Raw genomic sequence first — 4,983 nt, forward strand, 5'->3', positions numbered from 1 at the left:
AAGACCTGCCTCAATTCAATTGGAAATTCATAGAGGGAACAGACACGATTATCGGCTACCCATGCTCGAAGGCGACAGTCTCTTTTGCAGGCAGAAATTATACTGCATGGTACACTCAAGAAATCCCGTTGCCATTTGGACCATATAAATTCGGTGGTCTCCCTGGATTAATTTTAAGAATACAAGATAGTGAAGAACAGTATATTTGGGAGGCTATTGGCTTTGAAAGATCAAACGCCCAGATATTGACATACAAATATGAAGGAGAGAAAAAATGCTCGGTAGAAGAAGCGAGTAAAACAATCGCTCGCATATTCAAATCACCGCTATCTTTCATCTCTGCAAGTATGGGTGGAGGAAAAATCACAATGCTTGATAAAAATGGAAAAGTAAAGAAATCAAATGATGTGGATAGTTATACCATTCCATACAAATCGTTAGAGATTGAAGATGAATAAAAATCAAATCAATATGTCAAAATCAGTTGTAAAGCAACTGATGCGTTTAATAAATTAAAACCAAAGTACATCACCAGACAATGAATCCTTCATGATAACGACACCAAAATTACGTCCCCAATAGGTGGGATCCATTAAAACCACTACAGGGCGAACAAGAAGGTTGGGAAGTTCTTCTTTATAAGATTTGGTGAGTTTTCTATAAATTGTCCTGGTTGAAACTCCGTACTCCTCTGATAGATCTTTGACTGTTAGATTACCCTTGGAATAACGATTATTGACAATGGTATTGGTAAGGCGCTTATGTCCAACAAAGCTCCTCTTACAGCACTTACAATACCAGCGTTGACTACCATTAAGATGACCACGTTTTATAGTTGATTTTGACCCACAATAAAAGCAGATTTTTTGCCATAAAAATATAAATAGAACAAAGATAATGATTATTAGATAGTTACAAGGATTTTAAGCACATTTTTTTCATATAGGCCAAAGTTCGACATATTTATTTGAATAACAGCAATTTGCGTGTACTCTATGCGTACTCTGTACGAACTCTTGGCTACAATTTTTGTTTTGCCTCAAAAAGTGTAGCCAGATTGTAGCCATTGTAGAGTATTATGGGAGTATTTACCCCCTCTGTACGTACTCTGAGAAGAAGAATGGATATAAAAGAAAAGTATCATAACTACTTGTAGCTATGATACTTACGTTTTTGTTAGGATTTCTCTGTTGGTCTGTTCAGAGTACCTAAAGCGGAGAGAGAGGTTCTTTCTCTTGAACCTTTAAATAGTATCATAAATGTTCAATCTGTTGTATAATAGCCCTTTAAGTAGAATACTAATAAAATAAGATTTTATGGGAAATCTTTGGTAGAATCAATTTTTGGGTGTAATTTTGGGTGCAGAAATCTATACACCCAAAAGCATGAATATCAAACGAAATATTATCTTCACGTTGGAAAGCAAGAAAAAGGACGGAGTTCTCATTGTTGAGAATGTACCTATCCGTATGCGTGTTAATTTTGCATCCAAACGAATTGAATTCACAACAGGTTATCGTATTGATGTTGCGAAATGGGATTCTGATAAGCAGCGAGTAAGAAATGGTTGCACGAACAAACTGAAACAATCAGCTTCTGAAATCAATGCTTCACTTTTGGGCTATTATACAGAGGTGCAGGAAATCTTCAAAAAGTTTGAAGTAGAAGAAATAATGCCAACCCCTGAACAAATTAAAGAGGCATTCAATGCGCTGCACAGACCTATAGAAGAAGTCAAACAGAGAAAATCAACACCTAATGTTTTCTACAAGGTATTCGATGAGTTTGTGAGAGATTGCAGACGACATCAAAGCAAATGCCATGAGTAAATTCAATCAATTATAACACCGAAATAATATGAGCCAAGAAATAAATAAAGCAGAGAAACAAGATTTATCCCTCGTTGTTCAAGCTATTGGTACAGACCTCGAGCATACACAAGTGCGCGTGGTTGCTTCGGCTAATGCAGATATGCTCTTCCACTATTGGAAAGTAGGGCATTTTATTCTCTACCTCCAAAAAAAAGAAGGTTGGGGAAGCAAAGTCATAGATAATCTTTCCAAGGCGATACGTTCTAAATATCCAGATAAGAAAGGCTATTCTCGCAGAAATATCTTCTATATGTGCCAGTTTGCCAGTGCTTATCCGTTGGAAGTGCTGAAAGAGATGGACAGGATAGATAGCTTACTCACAACTCCTACTGTAGAGAAGGTTTTAAGTCTGACAAACGAACTCAATCAAATTGTGCAACAACCTGTTGCACTAATTCAAGCCACAGAAAATCAATCGAATACAATTATGCAACAGCCTGTTGCACAATTAGAGGAAGTTACTGAAACATTGTCAACAATCTATCACTGCGACATCAGTCAGATAGAGGAAATATTCAAGCATTCCGCTATTGTTCGCACTAACTGGGCGAGCCATGTTATTCTGCTTAATAGTAAACTCCCTTTGGGCGAGTGCTATTGGTACATTACACAAGCGGTTGCTAATGGATGGAGTCGCAATGTTCTGCAGGTGCAGATTGAGACCAATCTTTTCGCTCGACAGGTCACGGCAAAGAAAGTGAGTAACTTCTCGGCACGATTGCCCAAACCGCAAAGCGACCTTGCCAATTATCTGATGAAGGACCCTTATATATTTGATATGATGGGACAGACAAATAAAATGGCAGAACGAGACCTTGAACAACAATTGGTATCTCATATCACCAAATATCTTTTGGAAATGGGTAGTGGCTTTGCATTTGTGGCACAGCAGAAGCATTTTGAAGTGGGCGACTCTGATTTTTATGCCGACCTCATCCTCTATAACATCCAACTGCATGCATACGTAGTTATCGAACTCAAAGCCACACCTTTCAAGCCCGAATATATGGGGCAACTCAATTTCTACATTAATGTAGTAGATGACACCCTACGTGGCGAGCACGACAACAAGACCATCGGCTTGCTCCTCTGCAATGGTGGAGATAAAGTGGTGGCACAATATGCTCTTTCTGGCTATGATCAGCCTATTGGTGTGAGTGATTATCAACTATCAAAAGCAATCCCTGACAATCTAAAATCTGCTTTACCTACGGTGGAGGAGGTTGAGGAAGAACTAAATCGAATAATGAATATATAATAAATTAAAATTATGGATTATCAGATTAAACAAATGATTGGCGATGAGGAAACCCATCGTTATGTATTAGCAAGTAGATGTACAAGGCCCTTAGTGGTAATTGGAGTCAATCCAAGTACAGCAAATGAAAAACACCCTGATCCTACAGTGAGAAAAGTTATGGGATTTGCAGAACTTAATAGTTACGATGGTTTTGTTATGCTAAATCTATATGCTCAGAGGTCTACAAATTTCAAAGGTGTACATAATAAGAGGGATGAAATCCTTCATCAGAATAATCTTGATGCTATAAAAGAATTCTTTAAGACATATAATGATTTGGATGTTCTTGTTGCTTGGGGTAATCTTATATATAAGAGAAATTATTTATTAGATTGCTTTAGAGATATTGCCAATATACTTCAAGAAAAAGGGCGAAAAATTAGCTGGAAGCAAATAGGAGAGTTAACAAAATCAGGACAGCCAAGGCATCCTCTTTATGCTCGTTATGATTTCGGACTAAAGAATTTTGACATTGACAGTTATCTTTAAAAGATACATATATCAATTACTCCAAGAAGCTGTACGAATCAATTTCTTGGAGTAATTTCTATTTCTTCAAATGCTTCTTCAATTCTCCTTGTTCTTCCGTAATACGCTTCTGTTGTAGCAACAATTCCGCTTGCATTTGCAAGGCTTGCTCATAATAAACAACCTTCTGTTGCATCTGCTGAATCGCTTTGGGATTGCGATGTATGATAAATATGCTGTCAAGATGTGCGAAGTCAGAAGCGGTAGCTTTGCCTTGCATACGCAGATAGCGGTAACGTAGGTCGTAATCAGAGGCTGTTTGCAGCTTGTTGGCTCCCATACCGAAGAACCAGCAACTCACTATGACTAGCCCACAAACCAATAAGAGCAGTACACGCTCTGATAATTGCACGCTTGCAAATAGCGAGTAGTTCTTATATTCTACAGGCTTTTGTTGCTCACGGATGAGCTGTTGTAAGGTTTCAAACTTCGGGACAAGTTTCTTGTTTGATTGCGATAGTGCCTCCAAAACAAAAAGTTGATGTTCTTTGATTTTGGCTTGAGTTTCTTTTGAGAGATGGATTTGCACTGTTTCTTGTGTTTTAACGCTATCTCTCTTTGGATTAATAGCCGTTCTGCAAGAATACAGTGCTCTACAAATCGTCTCGTTTCTGAAGCGGTCGTTGCAACGAAGAATAGCTTACTGTTATTATCTATCCGATTGAAAATGATGCGGGTATATGGGTATTCCTTATCAAGGGCAGCCCAATAATGTATGCGCATCTTTAATATCCATCTTTTCGAGATATTCACGAGTAGCTTATGCCTTCAACAATCTTCATCAATATGTTTATATACAACAAACGTTATATTTATATGATGTAGTCTTCACAGCCTTTATCAACAAGATTATACACGTTAGTATAATTTGTTATACTCAATGATATAATCAGTTATACCTATTCATATAATTCATTATACCGATGTGTATAATATAGAAAGACTTATATGAAAGACATAGATATACAGAATGAAGGGCGAGTGGTAAGAGAGAAGAGTAGGGGAGCTACTTATTTGTAGCGTTTCATACGCATAAGTGTAGGATAATGTTCTTCATAGTAGTCGAACTCGATGCTTTTGCCGTCGTATCCGTTTATGATGAAGGCATTGCGAATGTTCTGTTGCTCTTCCTCAGTAATGGCGCGGAGTTGTTCCTTAACGTGGTAATAAGTGGCAGAACCGAAACATTGCATAACGCTCAACCGAACCCTTCGCAGGTCGGCAGTGCGCACATTGTCGTAGATGCGAGAAATGCCCCATGCGTAGCGTTCTTTATGGTCGAGT

General features: G+C 38.0%; 6 protein-coding genes and 1 pseudogene. 4 read left to right on the top strand and 3 right to left on the bottom strand.

Going from position 1 to position 4,983, the window contains the following annotated elements; all coding sequences use genetic code 11:
• On the top strand, positions 1–458 hold a 458-nt coding region (locus HMPREF9144_RS10745; RefSeq protein ID WP_006046095.1), incomplete at its 5' end, for a GLPGLI family protein.
• A gap of 54 nt (positions 459–512) precedes the next feature.
• On the opposite strand, the gene HMPREF9144_RS14100 is transcribed toward HMPREF9144_RS10745, so the two are convergent.
• Positions 513–905, bottom strand: coding sequence for an IS1/IS1595 family N-terminal zinc-binding domain-containing protein (locus HMPREF9144_RS14100; protein WP_442512531.1), 393 nt, complete (start codon positions 903–905; stop codon positions 513–515).
• A gap of 480 nt (positions 906–1,385) precedes the next feature.
• Between HMPREF9144_RS14100 and HMPREF9144_RS10750 the strand changes: the two are divergent.
• The 3 genes and pseudogenes from HMPREF9144_RS10750 to HMPREF9144_RS10760 form a co-directional block, all read left to right on the top strand.
• Positions 1,386–1,805 (top strand): annotated as a pseudogene (locus HMPREF9144_RS10750) (Arm DNA-binding domain-containing protein); the annotation flags it as partial.
• Between the two features lie 52 nt (positions 1,806–1,857).
• A complete protein-coding gene (locus HMPREF9144_RS10755; protein ID WP_006046097.1) occupies positions 1,858–3,129 on the top strand; it encodes a PDDEXK nuclease domain-containing protein in 1,272 nt (423 codons plus the stop codon).
• 12 nt (positions 3,130–3,141) lie between these two features.
• Positions 3,142–3,660, top strand: coding sequence for a DUF1643 domain-containing protein (locus HMPREF9144_RS10760; protein ID WP_006046098.1), 519 nt, complete (start codon positions 3,142–3,144; stop codon positions 3,658–3,660).
• Positions 3,661–3,718: 58 nt separating this feature from the next.
• Here HMPREF9144_RS10760 and HMPREF9144_RS10765 read toward each other — a convergent pair whose 3' ends face one another.
• Positions 3,719–4,300 carry a hypothetical protein gene (locus HMPREF9144_RS10765; protein WP_050795217.1) on the bottom strand — a complete coding sequence of 194 codons (582 nt, stop codon included), beginning with the start codon at positions 4,298–4,300 and terminating at the stop codon, positions 3,719–3,721.
• A 409-nt stretch (positions 4,301–4,709) separates the two neighbouring features.
• A partial coding sequence (locus HMPREF9144_RS10770; protein ID WP_257009655.1) for a DUF6078 family protein occupies positions 4,710–4,983 on the bottom strand: 274 nt, incomplete at its 5' end.

Origin of the sequence: Prevotella pallens ATCC 700821 (assembly GCF_000220255.1) — a bacterium.
Lineage (GTDB): Bacteria > Bacteroidota > Bacteroidia > Bacteroidales > Bacteroidaceae > Prevotella > Prevotella pallens.